Source organism: Microvirga ossetica (assembly GCF_002741015.1).
GTDB lineage: Bacteria > Pseudomonadota > Alphaproteobacteria > Rhizobiales > Beijerinckiaceae > Microvirga > Microvirga ossetica.
The window spans coordinates 91,492-115,340 of sequence record NZ_CP016619.1; the positions used below are offsets into that span (position 1 = coordinate 91,492).

At 61.1% G+C, this 23,849-nt stretch carries 13 protein-coding genes and 4 pseudogenes; 9 read left to right on the forward strand and 8 right to left on the reverse strand.

The features are described from left to right. Positions 1-164: 164 nt before the first annotated feature. The 3 genes from BB934_RS38345 to BB934_RS38355 form a co-directional block, all read right to left on the reverse strand. Positions 165-374: a hypothetical protein gene (locus tag BB934_RS38345; protein WP_157934588.1), complete on the reverse strand. Its 210-nt coding sequence runs from the start codon at positions 372-374 to the stop codon at positions 165-167. A 659-nt stretch (positions 375-1,033) separates the two neighbouring features. After that, complete coding sequence (locus BB934_RS38350) at positions 1,034-2,059, reverse strand: IS110 family RNA-guided transposase (protein ID WP_099514955.1); 1,026 nt, start codon at positions 2,057-2,059, stop codon at positions 1,034-1,036. 129 nt (positions 2,060-2,188) lie between these two features. Next, positions 2,189-2,533 carry a c-type cytochrome gene (locus tag BB934_RS38355; RefSeq protein ID WP_237050716.1) on the reverse strand — a complete coding sequence of 115 codons (345 nt, stop codon included), beginning with the start codon at positions 2,531-2,533 and terminating at the stop codon, positions 2,189-2,191. A 645-nt stretch (positions 2,534-3,178) separates the two neighbouring features. On the opposite strand from BB934_RS38355, the gene BB934_RS38360 reads away from it, so the two are divergent. Further along, positions 3,179-3,460 (forward strand): hypothetical protein, encoded by a 282-nt coding sequence (locus tag BB934_RS38360; RefSeq protein ID WP_099514957.1) that lies wholly within the window; start codon positions 3,179-3,181, stop codon positions 3,458-3,460. Positions 3,461-3,688: 228 nt separating this feature from the next. Here BB934_RS38360 and BB934_RS51285 read toward each other — a convergent pair whose 3' ends face one another. After that, positions 3,689-3,904, reverse strand: coding sequence for a LysR substrate-binding domain-containing protein (locus BB934_RS51285; protein ID WP_418294827.1), 216 nt, complete (start codon positions 3,902-3,904; stop codon positions 3,689-3,691). Positions 3,905-4,045: 141 nt separating this feature from the next. Here BB934_RS51285 and BB934_RS38370 point away from each other — a divergent pair. The 5 genes and pseudogenes from BB934_RS38370 to BB934_RS38390 all read left to right on the forward strand — a co-directional run. Continuing rightward, positions 4,046-4,246, forward strand: a pseudogene (locus BB934_RS38370) (hypothetical protein); the annotation flags it as partial. Between the two features lie 280 nt (positions 4,247-4,526). Further along, a complete protein-coding gene (locus BB934_RS38375; protein ID WP_099514958.1) occupies positions 4,527-4,781 on the forward strand; it encodes a hypothetical protein in 255 nt (84 codons plus the stop codon). Then, positions 4,781-7,393, forward strand: a complete 2,613-nt coding sequence (locus tag BB934_RS38380; RefSeq protein ID WP_099514959.1) for a tyrosinase family protein — start codon at positions 4,781-4,783, stop codon at positions 7,391-7,393. The genes BB934_RS38375 and BB934_RS38380 overlap by 1 nt, the downstream gene beginning before the upstream one ends. Before the next feature lie 718 nt (positions 7,394-8,111). Continuing rightward, positions 8,112-8,966, forward strand: a complete 855-nt coding sequence (locus tag BB934_RS38385) for a lysine/arginine/ornithine ABC transporter substrate-binding protein (RefSeq protein WP_099514960.1) — start codon at positions 8,112-8,114, stop codon at positions 8,964-8,966. A 159-nt stretch (positions 8,967-9,125) separates the two neighbouring features. After that, complete coding sequence (locus tag BB934_RS38390) at positions 9,126-9,920, forward strand: DUF1194 domain-containing protein (RefSeq protein WP_099514961.1); 795 nt, start codon at positions 9,126-9,128, stop codon at positions 9,918-9,920. A 255-nt stretch (positions 9,921-10,175) separates the two neighbouring features. Here BB934_RS38390 and BB934_RS38395 read toward each other — a convergent pair. Beyond that, positions 10,176-11,111, reverse strand: a pseudogene (locus tag BB934_RS38395) (transposase); the annotation flags it as partial. Between the two features lie 177 nt (positions 11,112-11,288). Here BB934_RS38395 and istA point away from each other — a divergent pair. Together istA and istB are read left to right on the forward strand one after the other, a co-directional pair. Then, positions 11,289-12,827 carry an IS21 family transposase gene (gene istA / locus BB934_RS38400; protein WP_099508288.1) on the forward strand — a complete coding sequence of 513 codons (1,539 nt, stop codon included), beginning with the start codon at positions 11,289-11,291 and terminating at the stop codon, positions 12,825-12,827. Between the two features lie 13 nt (positions 12,828-12,840). Further along, the gene (gene istB, locus BB934_RS38405; protein WP_099508289.1) at positions 12,841-13,587 is read left to right on the forward strand and encodes an IS21-like element helper ATPase IstB; all 747 of its coding nucleotides are present in this window, start codon (positions 12,841-12,843) and stop codon (positions 13,585-13,587) included. Positions 13,588-13,735: 148 nt separating this feature from the next. Here the strand turns inward: istB and BB934_RS38410 are convergent. Continuing rightward, a pseudogene (locus tag BB934_RS38410) lies at positions 13,736-14,266 on the reverse strand (transposase); the annotation flags it as partial. Between the two features lie 449 nt (positions 14,267-14,715). On the opposite strand from BB934_RS38410, the pseudogene BB934_RS38415 reads away from it, so the two are divergent. Beyond that, positions 14,716-14,973, forward strand: a pseudogene (locus BB934_RS38415) (IclR family transcriptional regulator domain-containing protein); the annotation flags it as partial. 590 nt (positions 14,974-15,563) lie between these two features. Here BB934_RS38415 and BB934_RS38420 read toward each other — a convergent pair. Continuing rightward, positions 15,564-15,875 carry a DUF6881 domain-containing protein gene (locus tag BB934_RS38420; RefSeq protein WP_099514963.1) on the reverse strand — a complete coding sequence of 104 codons (312 nt, stop codon included), beginning with the start codon at positions 15,873-15,875 and terminating at the stop codon, positions 15,564-15,566. Further along, positions 15,872-23,383 (reverse strand): HYD1 signature containing ADP-ribosyltransferase family protein, encoded by a 7,512-nt coding sequence (locus BB934_RS38425; protein ID WP_162299263.1) that lies wholly within the window; start codon positions 23,381-23,383, stop codon positions 15,872-15,874. Before BB934_RS38425 ends, BB934_RS38420 begins: the two co-directional genes overlap by 4 nt. Between the last annotated feature and the right edge of the window lie 466 nt (positions 23,384-23,849).

Consider the following 23,849-nt stretch of genomic DNA (forward strand, 5'->3'; position numbering starts at 1 on the left):
GGCTAACTTGCCTTGGATTTCTTGCTGAATAGCACAGTGTCGCTGAACGACCCCGAACGGAAAGAACCCGGCCTATAGCCGGGTTCTTATCTCTGGACAGTTAGGAGCATCAATACGGCTGCTGATCAAAGCCTGATGCCCTGCTCCCGGTCCTGCGGGCTTGGTTACACATTCCTGCCGCGCCGCGAGAAGTACCAGATGGCTGCGATAACGATGATGATCAGCAGGATCACCCACCAGTAATCCATGATCCCGCCACTGGATGCTCCGGCATCTCCCGCCGGAGGAGCGCCGGGAGTAGCGGGCGGGGTCTGGGCCCATGCAGACGAAACATTCAGGAAGATAAAGCCTATCAGTGCCGTAAGTTTGCTCATGGGGAGGCTCCGGTTGAGGCCCAGCACAGCCATTCATGGTATTGCCAAGCTGGCCTCATGAGTGAACGCCCTTGAGGCCGAGGTGTTCCTGCCGGAGATCATGCCACTTGGCTTTTGCAGAGGGTGCAGCCAGCCTACTTCCGTACGCCTGGTACTTAGTGTTGTCTCGGGATGAGAAGTGCCTTCAGGAGCCGGACCAATGTTTCTGGCTGGACAGGCTTACCAATGACCAGTGCCCCGCCGGCAGATCGACTGAATTGGGCGCGGCCCGCCGCGATCAACGCCCCAATATCCTGTCAACCCGGCTCTGTTGCATTAATCTGTCAAGCCACAGAACGCAGTACTGGTCAGATGGAGCGAGGACGCTGTTGGTTATGCCTCGTGAACTTAATGCAACATGTGTGGACGCCCCTTGTGACGCAAGAAGAATCTTCTGGAGTGGTAGAGCGCGTCGGCGAGTGCTGCCATGTGTACGGCCTCATCTGCGGCCATTCACATGCCGCGGGCCCGGATGAAGTTCGCGGATCAGGTCCAATTCAAAGCGGCGCGCTCGAGGCGCGTTGTTGCACACTGGTTTTCCTGATCCCGTCTCATCGACCGTTGCGCCATCCCTCTCCTTCGACTTTCCTACGCTCCAACAGCCCCACAGCCGCCAGCGCTTACACGCTCGCGGCCGGAGCTCGGTAGATCCCGCCTTTGGCCATCAAAGCCCAGATAACGCGAGCCATCTTGTTAGCCAACGCGACCCGAACCAGCATCGGCGGCTTGCGCGACACCATCCGCGCGATCCACGACCCTGCGGGGGCCCCGTTGCGGGCCGCCCAACGTAAGACGCCGCTGGCACCGAGGATCAGCAAGCGGCGCAGCGTCCGCTCGCCCATCTTCGAGGTGGCGCCGAGCTTCTGCTTGCCGCCCGTGGAATGCTGCAAGGGCGTGAGCCCGACCCAGGCGGCAAAGTCCCGCCCGCGCTTGAAGGTCTCAGCTGGTGGTGCGAGTGCCGCCAGGGCGGTGGCAGTGACGGGTCCCACTCCGGGAATGGTCATCAGTCGCCGCGCAGTCTCATCCTCCTTGGCCCGCTGAGCAATCTCGCGGTCGAGCCCAGCAATCCTGTCATCCAGCGCCTGCAGCATTTCGATCAGGCCTTGAAGGATCGGTCGGGCGAGCTCCGGGATCGGCTCGCCCCCGTCCTCGACAGCCCGTACCAGTTGAGGAACGTGAGCCGGGCCTTTCGCCACCACGATGCCGAACTCGGTCAGATGTCCCCGCAGGGCATTGATGATCTGGGTTCTCTGCTTCACGAGGAGATCGCGCGCCCGGAACACGACAGCGGCAGCTTGCGCCTGCTCGCTTTTGGGCACCACGAAACGCATGGTCGGACGCTGGGCTGCCTCGCAGATCGCCTCAGCATCGGCCGCATCGTTCTTCTGGCGCTTGACGAACGGCTTCACGTAAGCGGGCGGAATCAGCCGGACCGTATGACCAAGCTTGCCGATCTCGCGGGCCCAGTGGTGCGCGCTGCCGCAGGCCTCCATCGCCACCGTGCACGGCGGCTGGCCGGCAAAGAAAGTGAGAACTTGGTGCCGCCGCAGCTTCTTGCGGAACAGAACCGCGCCGGATGCATCGGCTCCGTGAACCTGGAACACGCTCTTCGCCAGATCCATCCCAATCGTGCTAACTTCTCCCATGGGCGCCTCCCTCAAGTGGTGTTCATCAACACCTCCACTGTGCCACATCGGGGCCGTTGGGGGGCGTCCACCTCATCAAAGCCTGCGTCGCATTGGGGACCGGTCCGGGCAGTCTTGCAGCATCTCCGGTCAGCGCGCCAGAGATCTGAGATATGTGATGATCCGGTCCACATCCTCGGCCTCGAACGTGGCGACGTCCGCATGGGCGTCGCCGAGCCCCTCGGCCAGCGCCTCAGCCAGGCTCTCGGCGGGATAGCGCCTCTCCAGGTCGCGGAAGGGCAGCGCTTGCCTCACCGGGCTTTCACCCTTGCGTCGGACCGCATGACAGCTCGCGCAATGGGCCTCGACGAGCCTTCGTCCTTGCTGAACCTCGTCATCCTCGACATCGGCGGCTACGACGCGGGTGACGAAACCCATGAAGATGAGGGTCTTCACCAGCACCATTGCTTTGCTTGAATGCCGTATGAACCCCATGCAGCGCATGCTCCTAACGAGCCGATGTGAGCCTAGCATTCGCCGCCCACCGATTGATTACAGCGCCGCGATCGATCCTCCCGCGACGGCGCTCAGGATCACGACCAGCCACGGCGGAGTCTTCCACATGAACAGCAGCAGGATGGCAGCCGCAGCCAAGGCGAAGTCGGCGGCGCCCAGGATGCCCGTCGTCCAGACCGGATGTTACAAGGCCGCCATAAGCAGGCCCATCACGGCAGCATTGACGCCTCTCATCGCGCACAGAGCGGACCTTGTCATGTCTGCTCCATATGGACCACCACCATAACGATCAAAGTCAGAATTGAACGTGGTGGGTCGTCCAATCTACCTAGAACTAAAGAGATGAATCCCGCCGTTCAGCATGGGTGGACAACAAGACGAATGAGCAGCTATCATTCAAGTTGCCTGACCAGAAATGGAATGGCTCATGTACATACTTGAGGACCAAAGGGTTAACTACCCTTGGTCCTTTTTTCTATTGAATTCTATTGAGCACAACCAGCATCCATCCGCGCCGCGTGCATGGGGCGATACTCCCGATGGAGAGGCTTGCGTCGCGTCGCACTGCGTCCCACCTCTCACAGGCGAGAGCACGGCGCAAGTCCGTTGCCTGCGGAGGAAGGCATGCCCACTACGTCCGGACGTTCTTCCCTTGCGGAAATCCAGGACTTCCCCCCAACCTACCCACCAGAACTCCAGCCCCTGCGGCAAACGCTCCTGGCGACCTTGGCCTCCATTGATAGCGCCCACGAGGGCGACGTTGAGACCGTCAGGAACAGTACCGTTGACGAGTGGCTCAAGCAGGATGTGATCCGCAGGCTGGAGGAAGGCCATCGGGAACGGCGTGTACCCTACCTCCGGCAGATTGAAGAGCTGGAGTCATGCATCAGGGCCACGGCGACCTGACCTCTTCGGCGGCATTGACCGAAAACAGGGTGTCTCCCCAAGGCTCGTCAGTCCGCCTCCTGTGCCAGCGTGAGGCTCATGACCGTCTGGTCCGGCGCCCTCGCCAAGGTCAAGCTGTACGGCGTCGCCCCTGATCAGGAGCTTCGGACCTAAGCGCTGATTGGTAAGCAGCCCCATCCTAAAGCCAACAGATCTGAAACCTGATGGGAGAGTACATGGTTAGCTCTGCTAAGGGCGCCATGGCACAGGCTGAAACATCTGCCTTAAGATTTCCATGAAATGGACCGTACGCGCGACCCGCCCGCCCCGAGCGCCTAACAGCGCGACAACATCGGCATCCGGCAGCCGCCACTGCGGCAGCAGCGGCACCAGACGGCCTTGGTCCAGATCTTCTGCGACATCCCATTCCGACCGGATAATAACGCCAAGCCCGGCCAACCCCAATGCTTGATAAACTCACCATCATTGCTGCTCATGCTGGTTGGATGCGCAACGTGAGCGGCGGCTTTTCTCGATGGTTGAAGCGCCACAGCGTTACATCAGCGTGGTCTTCCCGAATAACCTCGCAGGCTTACTTTGTGGCGGGCCGAAGACCGCTCATGCGGTGTGCGCGCCATCGAGACTTTTGCGGCGGGCCTCGACCAGGACGGGGCGGCCGTGCGCGCCGCCCTCACGACGCCTTGGAGCAATGGGCGGGCCGAGGGCCAGATCACCCGCCTCAAGTTGATCAAGCACACGAAGTATGGCCGCGCCACTTTCGACCCGTCGCTTCGAGCCCCCGTGTAAAGCCCTGTCCTTCGTCGGCCCTCCGTCTCCGATTGACTTCTTGCTGTAAATCAATGATCATCTCCAACTGCGGAATCTATAATATTTGCGTGGAAGGAAACCTATACCCGAGGGGTCTGGCGCTTCGGCGATCAAGTATAACGCTTCGGCGATCAAGTATAACTCAGTGCAGCGGCAGGCAGTCTCCTTGGGCGACTTGGCTTCGTGTCTGCACGTCGACTTGGATCGTAAGCGTGTGATGCTTTGGAAACGCGGGCTTGTGCCCGCGGGAGGCAAGCCAATGCCCGGTACGAAGGAAAAGACCGAAACATCCGAACATGATGTCGACGGGCATTCGGTCCGGATCGTCCGCGGCCTTGATCGAGAGGAATTGTGGATCGACGGCACGCGGCGCCGATTTTTCAAATACCCGGGAGGCTATGTTCTTGCCGACAACGCGTTCGTCCCGCCGCAGGAGACCCTGCTGGAGGCCGCGCGCGACTATCTAAAGCAGGCCGAGCGGGAGAAGCCGAGCAGAAAGCGAGGACACCGCTGATGCGCTGCCGCAAGAACTTCATCGATCTCACGCCGATCGAGCGCGAACGGCTTGCGGACGCTTTGAACGATGCGTTCAGCCGCGGAGTCATTTCCAATCTCGCCAGCGAGCATGACGATCATTTCAATCATGGCATCCACTGGGGGCCGGCCTTCCTTCCCTGGCATCGCCATTTCCTGCTTCGGCTTGAATGGGAGCTGCGGCAGTTTGACGACCGGGTGAGCCTGCCCTACTGGGACTGGACCCGCTCGGACTCACGCGACATCGACGTCGAGCCGTGGAAGTCCTTCTTCGGCGGGCGCAACAATAGCGGAGGCCGGTTCGACCACTGGGATTACGCGCGTCGAAGCCACGACAATGGCGTGGTCCTGCCCGGCCTGAATAATGTGCTGCAGGAACTTGCCGCCGGGACGTTTTCAGCGTTTCGGGCGATCGAGTGCGGCTCACATGGTCCCGGTCATAACTGGGTCGGCGAAAGCATGGCCGGCGGGCGGTCCCCCGATGACCCCTTGTTCTATCTCCATCACGGCAACATCGACCGGCTCTGGGCCATCTGGCAGCTCAATCATCCGGCGCCGGCATTCGAGCAATATTCCACGGCCACCGGTGGTGGCTGCGACCGCGTCGCTGAAGCGGCGGTTGATCTGAACTCGCCGATGATGGGCGGAGCGACACCCGCGTCGATGCTCGACCATGTCGCGCTCGGCTATGTCTATCCTCCCGACGATCTGCTGCTCGCCGCCGCCCAGGCGCAGGGAAATGCGACCTTCATCTCGGGCGATCCGCTCACCGTGGTGCTCGAAACGCCGCAGGTCACGTTCAACGACGTGCCGGAGGGCGACACGACCCACCGCGCGGCCTTGTTCCGGATCACGGGCTGCGGGACTCTGATGTTCGATGCGGCGATCACGGCGGGACCATTCGTCCTCGCGGACCCAAGCCCCTATTCGTTCCCCGGAAGTGATTTCCCGACCGACCAGTTCCGAATCTGGGTGCAATATACCGGCCAGGCTCCCGGAACTCTTGACCAGGGGACCATGAGAGTCGTCGCCCACAATGCATTCGGCGACGAGGTTTGGCGCGACGACAATGTTCCAATCGTCGCCAATTCGGTCCGCCGGCCGAGGGCCTCGGTGACAATGGTGCTCGACGAGTCTGGAAGCATGCTCGCCAACGCCGGCAACAACCGCATGCGCCTAGAGGTGCTCCAGTTCGCGGCTACCACCTTCATCGACCAGCTCTACGACGACAATGGCGTCGCGATGGTCGCCTTCTCGGATGGGGCCCAGACGGTGCGGGACCTCGAGGTCGCCGGAGCGCTGCCATCGCTCGTGCGCAACGACCTCCGGCTCAAGATCAGCCAGCACGGTCCGCCTGATGCTTATCCCCACACGTGCATAGGCGCCGGGATTCAGCAGGCGACCAATCTCATTGGCGCCTCGCCGATCTCGGGTGATTTCGATGTCAATGCGATCATCGTCTTCACCGACGGGATCGAGGACCGCTCGCCGCGGATCGCCGACGTCCAGCACCTGATCAGCGATCGGATCTACGCAGTCGGAGTCGCCGACGCCGCCAATGTCCAGAACGACATCCTGCGCGCCATCGCCGACAATTCGGGCGGGTTCATGCTGGTCACGGGCGCGCTTGCGCAGGACGATGAATTCCTGCTCGAGAAATTCTTCATCCAGATCCTCGCCGGGGTCCTTAATCGCGACATTGTCCGCGATCCGGAAGGCTCGGTTGGCTTCGGCGAGATCGCGCGCGTGCCCTTCTTGATCACGCGCTCGGACATTGAGTTCGATGCGGTTGCTCTGACTCGAGCGCCACAGTTCCTGGCCATCGCCCTCCAGGCGCCGGACGGGACGCTCATTAGCGTGTCCCAGCTTCCGGCTGGCTCTTACCGGCCCGGCTCGACATCCCGGACTCTACGCGTGACCCTGCCAATCCTGCTCGATGGCAAGGAGCATTGGGAAGGCGAATGGCACCTGTTGCTCGCGCTGATGGGCCGAGGCGATGCCGCCAAGCTTACCCACATACCCAGCGCCATCTCGGTGCCCGGCCAGGCTCCGCGCCTTCCGTTCCACGCTCTGTTCCATGCCCGCTCGAACCTCAACATGCGCGCGACGATGAGCCAGAGCGGCGTCGCGCCCGGCTCGACGCTCTATCTGCGCGCCACGCTGACCGAATATGGCCGGCCGCTCGCCACCCATCCGGTGGTCAACGCGACCTTGACTCTGCCGGACCAATCGACCGCGCTGCTTTCGCTCCACGAGACCAATGTCGGGGTGTTCGAGGCGTCGGTCATGGCTACCCAGAACGGCGCGCACCTTTTCCACCTGGTCGCAGAAGGCTTCGCCTCGCGCGGGCAAAGGTTCACGCGTGAGCAGCTGCTGTCGGCGGTCATAGGCCGAGCGCCTCAGCCCGGCGACAGCCGGCCCGGCGACGGCGGCGATGGACTGAAGGATTTCCTCTGCTGCCTGCTCAGCGAGCATGTGCTGACCGATCGCTTCGCGAGGAGCGCAGAGCGCCTGGGCATCGACATCGAACATTTGCGGCGCTGCGCCAAGCAGCTGTGCGCCGACGAGCCGCAGCCGCCGATCATCCGTTAGGGCGGAAGGCGGGTTCGCGGGCTGTTAGGCAGTGGATTACAAATTCGGATTGCGATTGAGTTTAAGGACTCGGTACAAGGGGAGCTCGCAAGGTTTGTGCAAAAAACCTCGGCAAGTTGGACGAATGGCGAACATTGATCAGGCGGCATCCGATTTGACCCTGTTTCGCAATCAATCTCGTTTGATTTGGCCTCTCAACACTGTCCGCACTTTGAACCGGAAAAATGTGCGTCGGCTGGCAGTACCGATCAACGGGCGAGAGATGGGTGTTGTGCCTAAGGCCCTGATCTCCCGCTGATTATTAGCCGCTTTCGAGCGGAGTGCGCCCAAGAAACCGGTAACATCGGAGAGAAATCGTTCCGAGTTTGTCCTGTTTGGCGCGGTTTATTGCACAAACCTTGCGCGCTCCCCTAGAGCAGCCAAGGTTGGCTCCGGATCATGCACTGACGATCCCCCGCCCTCCAGGAACATCCGCTGTTCCCTGCCAGGGCTGACACTCGGCTTGCTTTCGAGAAGTGCCCAGTTCAGACCTTCATTCCGAAGCATCCTCTACGCACAGCCCCAAAAAGGCGCTAAGATTGGCTCAGGTCAGATGTTATCTTGTGCCCCGTATCCCATTGCTCTCGGCTTCGACTTTTCAGAGTCATAAAGTCAACTGCATCCCTAGAGGTGACACGACAGATACTCAGCCGAAACCCCTTAAGACTGGAGAATGACGATGAAGTCCTTGCGAGTCGTTGGGTTGTCTCTCCTCGGTGCTGCCCTTGCGCTTGGCGGCGCGGCAGCACAGGGCAAGAAGTGGGATACCGTCAAGATTGCCACCGAGGGTGCTTATGAGCCCTGGAACTTCACGGGCGCCGGCGGCAAGCTCGAAGGCTTCGAAATCGATCTCGCCAACGATCTTTGCAATCGCATGAAGGTGAAGTGCGAGATCGTATCCCAAGACTGGGACGGTATCATCCCGGCTCTCCAGGCCAAGAAGTACGACGCGATCATGGCCGGCATGAGCATCACCGATGAGCGGAAGAAGACCATCGACTTCTCGAATCCCTATGCGGCTGGTCCCAATGGCTTCCTGGTGGCGAAGAACACGCCCCTCGCCAACATGCCCGGCACCGGCAAAGCCTACAATTTGTCGACCCAACAGGCCGAGGCCGAAAAGGCCATTGACGCCCTCAAGCCGCTGCTCAAGGGCAAGACCATCGGTGTGCAGACCTCGACCATCCATTCCAACTTCGCTGACAAGTACCTGAAGGACGTTGCGGAGATCCGCGAGTACAAGACCACGGAGCAGCACGATCTCGACCTCGCTGCCGGCCGTATTGATGCCGTGCTGGCGGACGCAACTGCCCTCAGTGGCACGCTGCGCAAGCCTGAGTTCAAGGACTACGCGTTGGTCGGACCATCCATCACGGGAGGCCTGCTTGGCCCCGGCGTTGGCGTTGGATTGCGTCAGGGCGAGACCGACCTGAAGCAGATGTTCAATGATGCGGTCGCTGCCGCCAAGGCAGACGGGACTGTCAAGCGTCTCTCTGAAAAATGGTTCAAGATCGATGTGACGCCCATCACCTGAGCGGGTTCTGCCCAGGCGGTTTGGGTGCGGCGCTGGATCTTGGAGGCGTCCCCTCCGGTATGGGGCTGATCCCATCAAGTCGGCCGCTGACATCCTTGGCAGTTTCGCTGCGGTCCATACCGGCGATCGCTATGGGGCTTGGCTCGGCAGGAGGTCACAATGGCCAGATCGGGTGCTGGAGGGTACCTTTCCCTGGTTGCGGCAGCTCTGCTTTTAGGTTTGCATGGTTTTGCCCATGCACAGCCCGAGGTCGATCTGGCGCTGGTGCTGGCGGTGGATGCCTCCTCCTCCATGGATGCCGACGAGGCAGACCTTCAGAGACAGGGCTATGCTGAGGCATTCCGATCGGCCATAGTCCAGAACGCGATCCGCAGTGGAACGAACGGGCGGATCGCCGTCATCTACATGGACTGGTCTGACGCGTTCGACCAACGGATTGTCGTCCCGTGGACCCTCATTGCCGAAGCGGAGCAGGCCGCTGCCTTTGCCAAGAGGTTGGAAGAGGTACCGACTCGTCGCGCACCCGGCGCGACATCTGTTTCAGGAGCCCTCGACTTTGGCCGGCACCTCCTGATGACGGCTCCTTTCAAGCCCGCCCGAAAGGTGATCGACATTTCAGGAGACGGGACGAACAACCACGGTCGACCGGTTGCGCAGGCCCGTGGTGCGACTGTTCTTCAGGGCATCACCATCAATGGACTGCCGCTCGTCTTCAAGCGTCCGGATGGACCGATGGGTCTCTGGAATGTTGAGCGCTATTACCGCGATTGCGTGATCGGAGGCACGGGCGCCTTCATCATTCCAGTATACGACGCCTCCCACTTCGCCGAGGCGATCCGGTTCAAGCTTGTTCGTGAGATCGCCATTCCATCTCCGGACTCATTGTTCAAGTTGGCCAAGGGTGAACCTCTCATGGACTGTCGGGAGGGCGCTTCGAACCGGTCGATGAGATAAGGGTTCCACTCGCCTGTCATAATCGAGGCAGGCTGTATGCGTCACGCCAACAACCGTTTTTGAAGGTCTGCACCGGGTCTTGGTCGTGTCAAAACGCGTTGGCAGAAGTCGGATTGCGACGTTCCACGCTCCAAAGCCCTTCAACATCATCGGCGAGTGCGAACGGGCTGATTTATGACGGAACAAGGCTCTCAACGCCTGTAGGCGGTGTGTCCGACGCTGATAGGCTGGAGAACGCGGGCAAAGCTTCGCCCCCTACGCCCTGAGGGCGGCCATGAGAGGCTGGATGCCGAGGATGTTCAGCACCCGGGTGAGATTGTAGGCGAGCACGTGCAGCGCCATCTCGCCAGCTACCTTCGGTAAGGTCTTCATCAGGAAGTGTGTGGCGCCCATGCGCAGCTTGATCGTGCCAAAGGGATGCTCGACCACCTCCCGCCGCTGGCGCATCGCCCCGGGGTTCAGATCCAGCCGGCGCTGCACCGCCTCCAGCACCTCCTCATGCTCCCAGCGTACAATCCGGCGCTGCGGGCCTGTGGTGCAATGGCTCTTGATCGGGCAACTCTGACAGGCGGTGGTCCAGTAGCGCCGTAGCGTCAGCCCACGCTCGACATTGCTGTAGTAGTACCGCAGTTTCTCACCGGCCGGGCAGCGATAAGCGTCCTCCTCCGGCAGGTAGACGAAGTCCGGCTTGCCGAAGCGGCCCTTGAACTTGGCACTCGACGTCATCGGCTTGGGCAGGGTGACCGTAATCCCCGCCTGATCGCAGGCCAGGATCTCTTCGCTGTCCCAGTAACCACGGTCAGCCACCGCTTCGAGCGTCTCCACCTCCAGAACAGCCTTGGCTTCCTTGCCCATGGTGGAAAGCTGGGCGAGGTCGCAGCCATCGTTGGTCACCTCATGCGCCACGATCAAATGATGCTCGGTCTCGACCGCCACCTGCACGTTGTAGCCCACCACCCCGGAGCCGCGCCCGCTCGTGGCCATCGAGCGCGCATCCGGGTCCGTCAGCGAGATCTGCTGGTCGGGCGAGGCCAGCATCTGGGCCTCCACCTCGGCCAGACGCTGCATCTCCTGTTCGAGCCGGGCGATCTTCTCTTTCAGCCGGGTGGTCCTGGCCACCAGCGCTTCTGTCGGTTCATGCCGATCGGCGGTATCGAGCTGTTGGAGATAGCGTGCGGATACCGACGCAATCCGTCCATGTGTACCGACTTGAAGTCGTCCATGGTTCCGATTTGATGCCGTCCACCCTTCCGAACTGAAGCCGTCCATCCTTCCGATTTGATCCCGTCCAGGGCTCAGGCGGAAGAACCGTGCTGCACCGGGTCATCCAATTGGGGCATTTCGACCTCTCCACCAGAGAGGGACGCGATGCCGGCAAACAGAGAGATGACCATGCGACAGATGCGGCAAGTGCTACGGCTCCACGCGAGTGGAACCAGCGACCGCGCAATCGGCCGGATTGTCGGCGCGGCGCGCTCGACCGTGCGGGACGCCATCCAGCGGGCCAAGGCGGCCGGGCTGATCTGGCCCCTGCCGGAGGACCTGAGCGATACCGCCCTCGAGGAGAAGCTGTTCGCCCGGGCGGGCGCCCGGATCGGAACGCGCCGCCGGCCGGAGCCGGATTGGGCCCACCTGGTCCAGGAGCTCAAGCGGCCTGGCGTCAGCATCGCCATCCTGCACGAGGAATATCTCGCGGATCATCCGGACGGATACGGCTATTCGCGCTTCTGCGATCTGTTTCGCTCCTTCGAGCGCCGCCTGACGCCGACCATGCGCCAGCATCACGTCGCCGGCGACAAGGTCTTCGTCGATTATTCCGGCAAGAAGCTGCCGATCGTCGATCCGCTCACCGGCGAGATCCGCCACGCCGAGATCTTCGTGGCCGTACTCGGCGCCTCCAACCTGACCTATGCCGAAGCGACCTGGACCCAGACCCTGCCGGATTGGATCGAAGCCCATGTGCGCATGTTCCGCTTCCATGGCGGCGTGACCAAGCTCGTTGTCCCGGACAACCTGAAGAGCGGCGTCCACAAGGCCTCGTTCTACGATCCCGAGATCAACCGCAGCTACGGCAAGATGGCGGCCCACTACGAGGTCGGCATTCTTCCGGCCCGACCGCGTCGCCCGAAGGATAAGGCAAAAGTCGAGTCCGGCGTGCGCTTCGCCCAATTCTACATTCTCGGCCGCCTGCGCCACCGCACCTTCTTCTCGCTCCAGGAGGCCAATGCGGCCATCGCCGAGGCCGTCACGCGCATGAACAGTGTGCCCATGCGCCGGCTCGGCGTCAGCCGGCGCCAGGTGTTCGAGACCATCGAGAAGCCGGCCCTCGCACCATTGCCGGCGCAGGACTACGTCTTCGCGCACTGGCAGTTCGCCCGGGTTGGGCTCGACTATCACATCGAGGTCGAGGGCTTCTTCTACTCGGTGCCGTTTGGCCTCATCGGCCAGCAGGTCGAGGTGCGCGTCACCCAACGCACGATCGAGGCCTTCCACAAGGGCGGGCGCGTGGCTGCCCACGCGCGGCGTTTCGCGGGACGGGCGCACGGCACGCAGGCCGAGCACATGCCGAGCTCTCATCGCCGCTATGCCGCCTGGTCGCCCGAGCGCTTCCGCTCCTGGGCGGCGGTGATCGGCCCCCACACCGAGGGACTGATTGCCGCCATCCTGTCGGCGCGCCGCCATCCCGAGCAGGGCTTTCGCACCTGCATCGGGGTTTTGCAGCACATGCGCGGCATCCCGAAGGAGCGTGTCGAGGCGGTCGCGGCCAAAGCCCTGGCGATCCGGGCGCTGACCTACAAGAGCATCGTGTCGCTACTCGACACCTACCACGAGCGTGCTCCCGCCCCGGCGGCCGACACGCCCGTGATCACCCACCCCAACGTCCGCGGACCGGGGTATTTCCACTGAACGGAGACCGACCATGTTGACCCATCCCACCCTCGACCAGCTCCACGCGCTGGGCCTGCACGGCATGGCCAAGGGCTTCAAGGCGCTCGGCGCCAATCCCGAGGCTGACGCGCTCGGCCATGCCGAATGGCTCGGCCTGATCCTCGATCATGAAGTGACGACGCGCCAGCAGAAGCGCTTCGAGACCCGGGCCAAGACAGCCAAACTGCGCCATCCTGCCAGCGTCGAGGATGTCGACTTCCGGGCCGCGCGCGGCCTCGACCGGGCACTGTTTCTCAAGCTGGCGTCCTGCGACTGGATCCGCGAGCGGCGCAATCTGTTGATCACCGGCCCGTGCGGCGTCGGAAAGAGCTGGCTCGCCTGCGCCCTTGGACACCGCGCCTGCCGGGAGGATCTGTCGGTGCTCTACCATCGTGTGCCGCGGCTGTTTGCAGCGCTCGATCTCGCCCGCAGCGATGGCCGCTACTCTCGCCTGTTACGCACACTCGCCCGGGCCAAGCTGCTGGTGCTCGACGACTGGGGTCCTGAGGCGCTCACCGGCGAGCAGCAGCGCGATCTGCTGGAGATCGTCGAGGACCGCTATGATGCCGGTTCGTTGCTGATCACCAGCCAAGTGCCGGTCGAGAACTGGTACGCGATGATCGGCAGCCTTCCAACTCTGGCTGACGCCATTCTCGATCGGGTCGTGCACAACGCCTACCGGATCACTCTCACCGGCGAGAGCCTGCGCAAGACCCGCCACGCGCAAGCCGACGCTTGACCAGCGCCACCGCCTCAACCACCATCCATCAACGACCCGAAGAGCGGCGCTCAGGTGGACGACTTCACCTCGGAACCACGGACGGCTTGAAATCGGAATGCCTGGACGGCTTCAGATTGGACGAAGTGGACGGCTTCGTCGGTATCCTCAGATAGCGCGCCACGCTCTCCTCGATCTGCGCCCGGCGGCGCTCCACCTTGGCTCGCGTGAAGTTGCGATCGCGGTTGTTGACCGCCTTGAACTTGGAGCCGTCGATGGCCACGCTGGCCGTGTTCAGCAGCCCCAGCTTGCGGCACAGGGTGACGAACTGGGCGCAGACCTGCCGAATGGCCCGGCCGCTGTCCTTGCGGAAGTTGGCAATGGTCTTGTGATCGGGCATCAGACGGCCGGTCAGCCACATCACCTCGACATTGCGGGCCGCCTCTCGCTCCAATCGCCGGCTCGATTGCACCCGGTTGAGATAGCCGTAGATGTAGAGCTTAAGCAGGATGGCCGGATGGTAGGACGGGCGCCCGGTTGCTTCGGGTACGACGCCGTCAAAGCCAAGCGCCCTCAGATCGAGCGCATCGACAAACGCGTCGATGACGCGCACCGGGTTGTTGTCATCAACCCAGTCGTCCAGGCTTTCGGGAAACAGGGTGGTCTGGCTGCGATCCACGCCTTCAACAAAGCGTCTCATCGGATCCCCCAAACATGGCTGGGCGATCATATCATCAGCCGCGTTTTGACACACCCAGGGTCAACCTCTGAAACTCCCCTGCCCTTCTGGGTCTGGAACAAGATCTGCTCCCAAAAACACGCTAACGCAGTACGTTGCAAGAATGTGGACCTGTAAACCGACCGAACGTGCCTTCACATTGGCTGAATCCAGCTTTCATCTGGGTGTCTGAGCCATCATCCTGGGACGAAAGACTGGTGGGGCAGCGTAAGTCTTCCCGAGGTCTTGCTTATGAGAGACGGTCGCCGTCGAGATAAGTTCGAGAAAGCAAGTTAATGCAATAGTTTCAACCGGGTACCCAATCGACGGGTACATCGTCGTGGTCCACGCTAAGTAGTCAGGTCGCAAGCCTTACCCGAAAGGTTGCCGATCCGTTCTACCTTAGCGTGTCAATGGGAACAGATCTTGCGCTGGCCCCAGCATTGGCGGAGGTGCGGCAAAAAGGGATGGCGCGAGCCGTCGGCCATCCGATTCCGGGCGTCAATGCCTTCAGTGTCCCGGTATTCGACCAATCGGGCTCTGTCGCGCTCGTGATCACCGCAATTGGACCCGAGGGCACCTTCGACGCGAATTGGGAAAGCCCGATTGCGACCAAGCTTTTGGAGTGCGCTGCCAAAGTATCGGAACGACTTGGATCTCAGTCCAATCGCTCGCATAAGGCGGCCTGATCGCTTTTCGTACAGGCGCACCGTCGTTTCAAACTGAACTTTATCGAAGGTAGTAGGGGAGCGTGCAAGGTTTGTGCAATAAACCGCGCCAAATAGGGGCCAGCGCAAGATCCGTTCCTGATTGAGCGCTAAGTCAGAACGGATCGGCAACCGTTCGAGCGAGGCTTGAAGCCTAACCCTATGCGTGCGGCACCATCACCTCGACGTGCCTCGCGTAAACCATTGTTGTTTGTCTCTAATCCTGTCCGCGAATCCCACCAAGCAGAGTCACTCGCTGTGGCGAAGCTGCCGAGCCGCCACATCCTTCCTATTTGGGTATCCGCGGCGCTGTACGGCGACACAGACACCTGAACCAAGGCGTTTTTGGCCGTTGGGTAGCTCGGTACGCCTGCGTGGGAGTGCATGTTCCTACTACGTACTCCGTTAGCGCTCAATCAGGAGCAGATCTTGCGCTGACCCCAGATGGGTGCGGATAGCGGTCGGCTCAGATCGGGGATCAACGGACATGGGTCGCCTCCAGCGTGAGTGGATACAGCACCCTCACTCTGCCAGAGAGTGGACCGCTATCCACCCCCATAGGATCTGTAGTGCTAATTGCTTACCCTGTAGGGGAGCCGATCCTTTTGTCTTGCCTTCGCCACTTCCCAGGCCGAATCGAACTCCTCGGCTGATATTACGGTCAGTTCAAATTCCGGATCAGCCGCGATTTCCTCCAGCGTGGGCAGCGGCTCTATGCCGAGTCTGGTGCTGCCAGATTGCTCTTCGCGATCAGCAAAATCCACCCGCCCATCGGCATAAACCTCTACTTTTCTCACTTCCCATAGCTCGTCATTCAGCTCGCTGTAGAGCAGCACCGGAGAGTCGGGCGAAGTATGTAACCACCTAACTTTAATGTATTTCATCTGCCCGGAACCCTTCCGCTGCTGAGAAGCCTTCCCGTAAGATCGAGCGGTACTTCGTTCGGGATAACATACACACCCGCGCGCCCTTGGACCGCCCCCAAGCCAGTAGCATCAATCTCAACATAATGCGTGAATCGGCTTTCTTGGAATGGGAAGCCGAGGAAGTCGCGCGACAATTCCCCGGGCGTCCGGGTGCCGGGAACGATATCCGACACGTATTGCCCGTTCCCATATCGAACGTCGTTGGTTCCAACTCGCCAGAGCGACGGATTGAGAGAGTTGCGCTCGATAATGCCCGTCATGCCCGCCTCGCTGGTGTAGTGATATAGGACTTGGCGACCTATGGCACCGCCTTCACCAACGGCTGCTGGCGCCCTTCCTGCCACTACACTGGCGATAACGACTGCACCTGTGCCCACCAAGGTGCTTTTGTCATTCTCGTCATTTCCCACCGGCAAGATGAATGGCTTGCTGAGATTGACCCCCATGCCCCTTAGCAGAAGGCCGATACCCGGGGGAAGAGCCGCGTTAATCAGCATACCGGTCAGGGCGTTGTGCACGGCCGTTTGAACGCCACCTTGTGTGAAATAGGCGTTCTTTGTTCCCGGGATCGGAATCTGCGCAGTTCCTAAAAAAACGTTCTTGGCTGTAATTTGCCGGCTTGCCTGCATTTCTGCCCGCATCGACGCCGCATTTTCCAGCCGAACCATCCGATCGTCGCTAACACACGGGTTACATGACGTTTCTACACTCGTTGCATCGTTCCAATGCGTCCCAGGAATTGGCGGCGGTGGTCCCGGCGGTTGGCCCTGCAGCCCAAAGGCATCGACGTGCGTCATGACACGTCCGGACACGTAGGCATAAGGGTTGCTATCTCCAGCCAGCGAGTGAATGGTAAGCGGGTCGGCGCTTACCCACCTTCCGATGCGAGGCTGGTAATAGCGTAACCCGAAGTAGATCAAGCCGACTTCGATGTCTTCCTCTTTGCCGGTAAACTTGAAGTCCTCCCGGGAGGACGCCCAACGTTCCGGCCGATAGTCGACGTCAGGAGCGCCGAACGCCTGGTAGGTCGCGCGTTCGACAACCTCGCCCGAATCCTTGTCGATGACGAACGCCGTCGATCCCAGGTAATCGGGAATCGACAGGAAGGTATGGATCTTCCTTCCATCCTGCCTCGCGAGCGGAAGGACAAGATCCCTGTCCCTGAAAACACGTCCGTTTCCGGCAGTGAATCGGATTTCATTATCTATGGCAAAATCATAGCTGCCGCTGGGTACGTGATAATCGGCCCGGTCAATCCGCAGGGTATCGAAGACGTCCAACGAATATTTTTCCTCTCCCGCGCGATCCTTCGTCGTGCGAAGAACCCGAGCTCCTTCGCTGTAGCGATAGGACAAAGTCCAGTCCGGGGGAACGTTGGCATCATGTGGGGGCACGGCACCTGCAGAATAGTCCCACCGTCCCGCCCGCGTCAGTTGCCCGACCTCGTCAAAGTTGTAACGGAAGCGGTGTGAACACTTCTGAGATTTGGACAGGCAAGATTCGCGACTGACGATCAGTTCGCGCATGTTCCCTGCCGCATCGTAGCTGGCGGCCACCCCATCGGCGCTTCGGATCTGGTGCGGTCCCTCGACGGCACCCGTAAGAAGAGCTGCGCCATTGGTGATCTCGCCGAGCGAGCGGTCGTAATGACGGGTGGCGTCATCGAGCGTTTCGATGCTGTTGCCCAACCAGTCGAAACGAAACATCTGTTCAATCACTCGCTCTTGGCCCGGACCTTCGGGCACTGGTCTATTGCTGCCGGCATTCATTTCAGCATCAAACGCCAGCACCTGTTTGTCGTTACCGTGATCATGATGGATGCTAGTAAGCCTGTATGCGTCATCATAGCTCGCGGCTCGGCTGACCTGTTTCGCACCGTCGGGCCACAAACCCGATGACAAGTCGTCGATCTTGAGAGGGTTACTCGATGCGCCATAAACGAACCGGTGGTGCAGGAGGTCGAGCTGGGTGGTTTCTGGGTCCGGTTTCGAATAGGTCGGTGGTAGACCGCTTAACCAGACAGGAATCGCGTTGTGTCGATTGACCCGGTAGTTTGTGAGACGATCACGGGCGTCATAACTCAGCGCCACCCGAGTCCTAGCCGCATCGCCGTAATAATAATAATCGACTGCACCATTGGGTAAGTAGCTTAGTTCGCTGATCAGCAGACCGTCGCTGCTGCCGATAGTCCGAAGCAGACCTCGTTCCGAATAGTCGAACGTCTCCTTGAAATCGAGGCTGGGCGTGGTCTCTCGGGCGCGGAGCCGATTGCCCCGATCGAATTGGAACGATTGGCTGAACCAGGGCGTGGCGTAGCGGTTTGCAAGCTCTGCTGCGGGACTGCCAGGTTTGGCGATGCGACGTGTTATAAGGCGCGGAGCTCCTCGGGCATCGTAGTTCAGTCGTGTGTGCGAACCACGGTCCTGGATGGAGGCCAACCGCCCGAGCGCAAGTTCAGCGCGGTCGTTGAAGCTTGGAGAGGGGGCGATCTGCCCCGGCTCGTAGTCGTCGTAACGGAAGAATGCTTCGGTGCCAGTTCCCGTCGCAAGGTTGGGCGCCGTGTATGGCGCATGGCTGGCTTCGCACGGGGAATAGTCCTCGGCAATCAGCCGACTGAGGCCATCATAGTAGAGATTGCTCCCGCAGCCCCGGGCGTCGCTGGTTCCGACGAGACGCCCTGCGTCGTCGTACACATACTTCCAGTTCCGGCGAGTTGAGCCTTCCGTTCGCGCGGTGTTTGGCTCGTCGTTTTCAACGAGTCGGCCAAACGAATCCCACTGGAGTGTTCGGGTGTAAGTGTCTGAACCGTTGGCGTGGCGGCGTTTGAGGCTCCGAGGCTCGCCGGTACCAAGATAATCGGCTTCTGCGATGATCACGTCACCGTTGCCAGTCGAACTTGTCTCCGCCACCCGGCCATGCCCGTCAAAGGCGATCTTAGCGAAGGCATTCCCGTGCGGGCCGCCTGTTATCACCTGCTCGGCATCGCGTGCTTCAACCTCGAGCGGGCGGTAAGCAAATCTAGCGAGCAGCGTCTGGTCGCTGTATCGCTCGAGTGGCCGTCCGAAGTCGTCGTACTCCGTCCACATACGGCCAAACATGGCAGAGAGCGGCGGCGCCGTGTCTGCTACCGTGAAGGGATCGCCAAAAAACGACTTCGGACGCACCTGCGTGTTGATGCGGCCCGCGGAGTCCCGCTCTGTCCAATCGCGTTGGATCCAGGGTGATCCATCGGCATCGACATCCGCTTGGTCGTAACCGAGGATATGCTCACCAAGCCCGTTGAAAATCTCGTAGGACGCGATGAAATGGTCCGTGTCGATCCAACGTTCGATCCTCACAAACGACAACGGACTTTTTTCGTGATGGCTCAGGCGCAGGGCGAGTTCCGTTGCCCCGAAGCTGCCGTCTCGCCTCGGCAAGTGAACCTCAGCCAAACGTCCAAAGCTGTCGTAGACCCGTGTCTGCGAAGCACCCGACGGGTCGCTCGTATATGTGATCTGTCCAAGGCCCCGGTCGAAGCCGAACTTCGTTGCCAGCGGACCACCGCCCGGCCCGGCACTAAACCGCGTCAGTGTCTCGATGAACTGCGCATAGGGTTGATCAAGTGTTGCACTCGCAAGCAGACGGCTATCGCTGGGCAGGCTGGGGGCGCCGGTGATCCGCACGGGCACCCCGTGCTCACTTACGTCGATGCTCACAAGCGTTCGCTCACCTGGAGCCATCGAAGCGCTTGCGGGAGGGCCAGTGCCGAGTGCGAGGTTCCGGTCGAGCCAGGCCTGGCCGAACACCCGATAGGGATAGCTGAGCTGCGCCCGCACACTGATCAAGTCTCCGGCAACATTGTATGTGAAGGAGCGCCGACGCAGAGTCTCGGGAAGGCTCATTCCCTGGCGCTGTTCCTCCATAATCATGCCCGAGGCACGGCAGCCCCAGTCGGCCCCGCAGCGACCGGACGGCGGCGTCGATCTGGTTGTGATTTGAGGATCCGGGTACTCGTTCGTCGTGCCGGTGGCGAGTTCCCGTCCCCTGCGTACGACGGCCGTCATATTGCCGTCGGCGTCGTAACTCATCTGCGTCACGAGGTGCTGGCGCTTGCCGGGCTGATCCGGCACGGGCTGCCGAGCAAATGGATGCTGATCGGCATTCGCGACGCTGACGCCTGTCTCCGTGTCGTACAGAAACTGGTGCAGCTCGAAAACCTGCGAGCGGCGAACAGATCGATCCGCCGCCGGGGGTGGGAAATTTGCCGCTGGAACATCGAAGCTGCCGGCGCTCGTGTAAACCATGGTCGTCGTCGACAGCCATTTTGTGGGCGTCTCGCCATCACTGGGCACGAAACGATCAACGCGGACCGGGACACCCACCAGGGCCGCATTATCGGAGACGTCGCTCGTCCGAGTGCAGTTCGGTGAGACTTTCCCGCTCTCGCAATCGCCGAACCAGTGCCAAGTCTGGATCACCTCGCCAGTCTCAGATGTGGCCCTGACGCGGCGAAATCCCTTGAACGCGCGCTCCCAGGGGTCATAGGCGGGATCGCGATAGGAATACTTCGTCGTGCGGTCGAAGCGATACGGGTCCACCAGCGGTGTACCAAGAGCCGCGGGTGTATCGCGCTGGGTAATGCGGGAAACGACCGGCAAGACTGCCGGGCTGTGGGAACGCCACACTTGCAGGAAGCTGTCGGCATCGGGATCCGAATACCAAGCGTTGCGATCGTGTTCTTGAATGGTCTGATAGGCGATTTCAGTGTCGGCCCCAACGCCGTTACGGATACGGGTGAGGAGTCCCGGACGGGGCGCGCGCGGCCCCCATGATCCCATGGGGGTCTTGGTCACAAACGAGAAGTGCCAGGCACCCTTGATCCCGAGGAGGACGAACTCATCGGTCCCGTTAGCATCAATGTCCGCAAAGACGACCCGGGCATCGACTTCGAGAGCGGTCGGTCTGTCCGGATCGACCACGACTCCGACCTTGCATGCATCGGACGGATTGGCGCACCGGAATGTGCGACCATCGACATTCACCCAGAGCCGAATGAAGCCCCGTCGGAAGCCGTCGCTCCCGATCTCGTCCGGCTGATAGACCACCAGATCGGCAAACCCTTCGCCGGTGACGTCGTGGAAAAATCCCTTCCGCTTCCATCCGGCAGAGATATCATACTCCGAGACGGGCCACGGCAAATCTGCATCAGGCACAAAAATTCGGTAGCCACGGCCCAACCACGAGCCATTGCCTGCAACCGAGCAGATTGAATCTTCGCTCCGGCAGCCAAAATGGCCTCGCCCGTTCCCCGGTCGGACGATCGGTACGGGATCGAAGCCCTCAATTGTGACGAGATCGACGACGCCGTCGCCGCTCACATCAGCGTAATAGGACGTGGCGCCCCCTCTGAACGCAGCGGGCGATGCCTCGGGCGCCCGTGTGAAGGGAATAAGCGCTGGCCCCTCGATCCCGTCCTCAACGTGCAGGTGGGGAACACGTCGCGAGAGGAGAACAGTCGCTTTCTGGAACCCGTTCGCTTGCTCCGGCTCGACGCTTAGGCGATCGACCAATCCATCTCCGTCGATGTCCACGTAAATTCCGCTGGTTGGCGGGGGCTGCAAGTCAGTCGGCCGCTTGGCCCAGAAAGTGTCCGGAGTTTCGACCCACTTGAGTGATGGATATTTCAGATTCCCGTCCGACGGGCGGGCATTCGGACAGAAGCTCTCCTCGGCAGGAGTCGCTTCGATGCCGAAGCCATGGAGGTTCGCTTTTGTCCAAAGGAAAAGTGCATCTCCCCACGGGCCGACCGCCTCAGCACCCCATTGGGAAAAGAGCGCGACATGCGAATGGCCGCTCGGCGGCAGCGTTTGCCAATGGGTCAGTGTTCCGCTTGCACCGTCACCCGCGTCGAGGCAGTGGTGCTGAAGCCTCACGGGCCCTAGCGACGTCGGTCCCCGATTGATGTAGGCGATGTGCTCGCGGGCGGAGCGGATGGTTACCGGGGTAGGGTCCGAGGCATAGTGGCAAATGAGCTGGGGCCCCGCGGGCGTACTGGCGACATGAAACCAGACATCGACCCGAGCGTTGCTGTCGTTAGGCTCTGGGCATTCCGGATGCCACCAGGCAATGCCGCCATCGGGCCACACGGCGATCTGATGGTTCTGCGGCCATCCTTGGACGATGTCGGGGAAACCATCGCGGTTGACGTCGAGCACGGCTGAGTTGGCGACGTACTTTAGCCCCTCGTTCCCTGCCGCCGGCGTCGCCTCGAGTGGTGACCGCTCCGCCTTTCCTAAGGCAATCCACGCGTTCTCGTATTCGAAAGACTGCGGCGGCAGCGTTGGGCAGTTCGTGATTTCAGGAATGCTCCCGTTCAGTTCCTTTACGCCGCAGCGGCCTTCGAGCTGCACTTGCTTCAAGTAGGATCGACCCCAGAGCGGGGCCTGATCAGACGTGGCAGGGACGCTGCGATCGGCGTAGTAGGTCAGATTATAGGCCCGCACGACCTCCCGCTCTCCTGTGCCCGCGGAGTTTTTTGCGGCTACGGCGACCCTGCGAAGCCGCAGCCAGTGGCGACGTTTATCCATCTCTGTGTAATCGCGCCGGAAGTACGGTGGCCAGTCCCACCAAAGCTGGACGTGATACGCAAAGTCACTATGGCTGGAACCCCAATTGTTCGCGGGCGGGGTGTAATACACGTTGTACAAGTACTTTCGCGAACTATTGCCGCCCCAACCGTAGACGATCAGGTTCTTTCCACCTCCCAAGCTTCCGGCTTCGATACCGTGCAGGTCGTACTGCCTCACGAGATTCCACCGGAACATCGAGAAAGGCGGCCCACCTTCCCGATCGATTCCATCGGTGGTCAAATCGGGGCGGGTCAACGGCGATCCGAGTTCGAAGATTTGGCCGCCTTTATGCTGGACGATCCAAGTCTTGCGGTCACCACTCAAAAAGAGCCGTTCGCCGCCGCGGTCGACCTGCCGTCTATAGTGCCTGAATCCTTGGGCCCAGCTGGGCATCGGTCCCGCCGCCGCGGGGCAAGCCGGGTCGCCACCCACCGTGCACACAAATGTAAGCGGACTACCGGCGTACGCAAACCGATCCTCGCTACGTGGGTTACCGGCGTCTGCGTAGATCGGCCAGCCCGAGAGTGGTGCGCGCTCGATAGCGGGAAGCCCTATCGACCAGCTCTCGCCCGCTTCGCCGGTGCCGGAAGTCGATCGATAATGAAGTCCGAGCCCGGGTTGCACGTCCCCCCTCGCGGCCGGGAGAGAAAATGGCACCGTGTAAGTCAGCACGCCAGTGGCTTGCTCAATGCTCGGAGTCGAAGTGCTTTCGCCGAAGGTGCCCGAGATGGCTTGTGGTGGCGCGGGCAGCTCGGCGAGCGCAAGTTCGGAACTGAATCCGAACAGAACAGCCACGCGGAGCAGGAGCACCGTACCACGGCTGAGAACAAGGCTCAGTCCAGCTTTTTCGGCCAAAGTATTTACTCCACGAAGACGCGGAGAAACTTTTATAGTAACACACACAGCCGCAGGCGTCACTGTCGGTTGTGACTGCTGAGAGCTCGCTTTCGAGTAGACCGCAGCCGCAACTCCCATATGGCCGCTGTGGGTCACGCAAGGAAATTGCCGTCGCTTTAGGTGTAGAATCCTGGACTCGATTTGACGGACAGTGTCGGAGCGAGTTGCACTCTGGCAGTCTGGATGATGGCTTGGGTCTCCGGCGGGCCCTCAAGCCCTGTGCCTGCGGCGCACCGCTACGCGGCTGTAGGGCTTGACCGCCCACCTCGCCCACGCTGAGAGAGCAATCATGCCGGAAGGGCAGGCTCTGAACTCGGCGGCCCTCACGCAGAACGCGATCTGGTCCGACGCTGTCTGACAGGTCAAATCCTGACTTTCACACTGTTAGGAGTGTCTGTTTTCCCCTTCCGAAGCAGACATACAG

Excerpts from the sequence above, each read along its gene's own strand:
- BB934_RS38345 (WP_157934588.1), bottom strand. The coding sequence starts at position 374 with ATGAGCAAACTTACGGCACTGATAGGCTTTATCTTCCTGAATGTTTCG.
- BB934_RS38350 (WP_099514955.1), bottom strand. The coding sequence starts at position 2,059 with ATGGGAGAAGTTAGCACGATTGGGATGGATCTGGCGAAGAGCGTGTTC.
- BB934_RS38355 (WP_237050716.1), bottom strand. The coding sequence starts at position 2,533 with ATGGGGTTCATACGGCATTCAAGCAAAGCAATGGTGCTGGTGAAGACC.
- BB934_RS38360 (WP_099514957.1), top strand. The coding sequence starts at position 3,179 with ATGCCCACTACGTCCGGACGTTCTTCCCTTGCGGAAATCCAGGACTTC.
- BB934_RS38375 (WP_099514958.1), top strand. The coding sequence starts at position 4,527 with ATGCCCGGTACGAAGGAAAAGACCGAAACATCCGAACATGATGTCGAC.
- BB934_RS38380 (WP_099514959.1), top strand. The coding sequence starts at position 4,781 with ATGCGCTGCCGCAAGAACTTCATCGATCTCACGCCGATCGAGCGCGAA.
- BB934_RS38385 (WP_099514960.1), top strand. The coding sequence starts at position 8,112 with ATGAAGTCCTTGCGAGTCGTTGGGTTGTCTCTCCTCGGTGCTGCCCTT.
- BB934_RS38390 (WP_099514961.1), top strand. The coding sequence starts at position 9,126 with ATGGCCAGATCGGGTGCTGGAGGGTACCTTTCCCTGGTTGCGGCAGCT.
- istA (WP_099508288.1), top strand. The coding sequence starts at position 11,289 with ATGCCGGCAAACAGAGAGATGACCATGCGACAGATGCGGCAAGTGCTA.
- istB (WP_099508289.1), top strand. The coding sequence starts at position 12,841 with ATGTTGACCCATCCCACCCTCGACCAGCTCCACGCGCTGGGCCTGCAC.
- BB934_RS38420 (WP_099514963.1), bottom strand. The coding sequence starts at position 15,875 with ATGAAATACATTAAAGTTAGGTGGTTACATACTTCGCCCGACTCTCCG.